The 3,016-nt window shown below is 31.2% G+C and carries 2 protein-coding genes; both read left to right on the forward strand.

All coding sequences use genetic code 11. The annotated features are described in order from the left end of the window. Window positions 1-155 precede the first annotated feature (155 nt). Window positions 156-1,136 (forward strand): ketoacyl-ACP synthase III, encoded by a 981-nt coding sequence (locus tag CD150_RS12365; protein WP_103161638.1) that lies wholly within the window; start codon window positions 156-158, stop codon window positions 1,134-1,136. Window positions 1,137-1,827: 691 nt separating this feature from the next. Further along, window positions 1,828-2,763 carry an aldo/keto reductase gene (locus CD150_RS12370; protein ID WP_046207286.1) on the forward strand — a complete coding sequence of 312 codons (936 nt, stop codon included), beginning with the start codon at window positions 1,828-1,830 and terminating at the stop codon, window positions 2,761-2,763. Window positions 2,764-3,016: the final 253 nt, after the last annotated feature.

Genomic DNA, 3,016 nt, shown 5'->3' on the forward strand with positions numbered 1-3,016 from the left:
ATTAATAATATTATTTATATTTATTTATAGTAAGGAATTATTATTTATGTTATAGGTGTTGCATTGATTGTGTTATCATTCATTAGTATGAAGCGTATGATAAATAATAAGAATTTGAAATTTTAAAGTTATAGATTGAAAAAAGGAGTTATGATATGAATTCATTTGCTAAAATTACTGCACAAGGTGCTTATGTACCGGAAAAAAGAATGGATAACCATGATTTCGAGAAGATTGTTGATACTTCTGATGAATGGATCCAACAAAGAACTGGGATTGTTGAAAGACGAATTGTAGCTGAAGATGAATATACGAGTGATATCAGTTATAAAGCAGTGCTGGATTTACAAGAGAAATATCAAGTGGAATTAAATGATGTTGATATGATTATCAATGCTACATTGACTCCAGATTATAAAACCCCAAGTGTCGCATCTTATGTGCAAGCGAAACTTGGATTGAAAAATGCAGGGGCCATTGATATTAATGCAGCTTGTGCAGGTTTTGCCTATGGTTTGAATATAGCTAATGGTCTGATTACATCTGGTCAAAATAAAAAAGTGCTAGTTATTGGCGCGGAAACACTATCACGAATTACAGATTACACAGACCGTAATACATGTATTTTGTTTGGTGATGGAGCAGGTGTATTTTTAGTAGAATATAGTGAAGATGAAACGAGCTTTATATCTAGTAGTTCTGGCTCAGACGGTGATAAAGGACATCATTTATATTGTTCAGAACTTTCTCATACTATGTTTGGCGAAGATTTACAAAATCCTGGTTATATTGTTCAAAATGGTCGTGGCGTATATAAATGGGCTGTCGGCAATGTTCCGAATATTATTGACAATACGTTACGTAACACGAATTATAAAAAAGAGGACATAGATTGGTTTGCGCCACATAGTGCTAATGCCAGAATGATAGAATCAATATGTGAAAAGGCTAACCTCTCTAAAGATAAAGCGCTAATGAGTCTTAAATATTATGGTAATACGTCATCGGCTACGATTCCATTATCGATTGACTTAGCTGTCGAAGCGCATCAACTTAAAAAAGGTGACCTCATGCTATTAGTTGGGTTTGGTGGCGGCTTGTCATATGCGTCTACATTAATTAAATGGACACTTTAAAAATATATTTCAACAATTAAATAAAAATGATTCGTAAGTAGGGTGTATCACGCATTGCATCCTACTTTTTTATGTGTATGTCTCTGTAATTGATTTGTCCCAGTGCATTTATATTGTAGGTAGATGTTTGAACCCAAGTAAATCGTTTTATGTTTTTCAAATCAAGTCATCTTTGCAAAGGTGGATGACGAAATAATTTTAATGAAATTAGAATTCTGTCCTACGTCCCATTATGTCTAAATTTTTGAAACGTAATTTTTAAGCATTTTACTTCAAGGTCTCATCAAAAACATGCTAAATTTTGAGTAGTGGTAGAAAAGTTATTCAGCAACTTAATATTGTTATGTCTCAACATTACGTGTTAAATCATATGTGTTCCGAACGATTTGTGCTAGCAATAGTTGAAACAATTGAATTACATGGCAATACTTTTTTAGAGAGGCAAGATAATTAAAATAGCGATGATTACTAATGAAGTTAAGTAATTTTTGTTATGTGCATAAATACGATATGTATAACATATTATTAAACTGAGTGAAAAAGGGTAGAGATATATTATATAGTATTCAGCAGTTCATGAGTTTGTTGATGGCATTGTCAAAGTATCTTTCGTAATGAAGGGATACAAAAACAATTTGAGCCATAGATTCTATAAATATTTCAAAATTAGTATATAAGGAGTTGGATTGTTTTGACGGAAAAAGTTCAATTAGGAAAATCAAATGTAACAGTATCACCGATTGCTTTAGGTACAAATGCTGTTGGTGGACATAATTTTTATAATGATTTAGACGAAGAAAAAGGTAAAGAAACGGTTCGCACTGCTGTTAGAAATGGTATTACATTGTTAGATACAGCCTATATTTATGGTCCAGAACGTTCGGAAGAATTAGTAGGAGAAGCGGTTAAAGAATTTGCTAGAGACGAGTTTGCAATTGCCACAAAGGGTGCGCATTATTTTGATGAAGATGGTAATGTGAAAATGTCTAATGATCCAGCATTTCTTAAAGATCAAGTAGAAAAAAGCTTAAAACGTCTTCAAGTAGATTATATTGATTTGTATTATATTCATTTTCCAGATGATACTACGCCTAAAGATCAAGCAGTTGCTGCATTAAAAGATTTAAAAGATGAAGGTAAGATTAAAGCGATAGGAGTTTCTAATTTTACATTAGATCAACTAAAAGAAGCGAATAAAGACGGCTATGTTGATGTTGTGCAAATGGAATACAATTTACTAAATCGCGAAAATGAAGATGTGTTTGAATATACAAAAGAAAATCAAATTACATTTATTCCATATTTTCCTTTAGTATCAGGTCTTTTAGCTGGCAAATACACTGAAAATACAAAATTTGATGATATTCGTGCTAAGAATCCAGAATTTCAAGGTGAAAAATTCAAAGAAAATTTAGAAAAAATTGATGAGTTGAGAGGTATTGCAGATAATCATAATGTAGATGTTGCACATATTGTGCTTGCATTCTATTTAACTCAACCTTCATTGGATGTCGTGATTCCAGGCGCAAAGCAACCACATCAAGTCGTGGACAATTTAACAACTTTAGAGGTTAATTTAACTCAAGAAGAGATTGAAAAAATAAATCAACTATTTCCTAGAAAATAATAAATAAGTGAGTGGACTTATGTATAAGTTTTAGCTCAGGCATCACTGTGTACTTTTATGCATTCTAGTTATTATTTCCAGGTTGAGATGACGAAATTTTTAAAAGAAAATTAAGTTTCTATCCTATGCCCATTTTATAAAGTTTTTAAATTTTAGTTGAAATATATAAATATATAAATTTTCCTACAAATCATTTAATGCTATAATATACTATTGTAAACGCATGTTATATTTATGAACTTTTGTGTAAAAT

Source organism: Staphylococcus ureilyticus (assembly GCF_002902235.1).
In the GTDB taxonomy this organism is placed as follows: domain Bacteria; phylum Bacillota; class Bacilli; order Staphylococcales; family Staphylococcaceae; genus Staphylococcus; species Staphylococcus ureilyticus.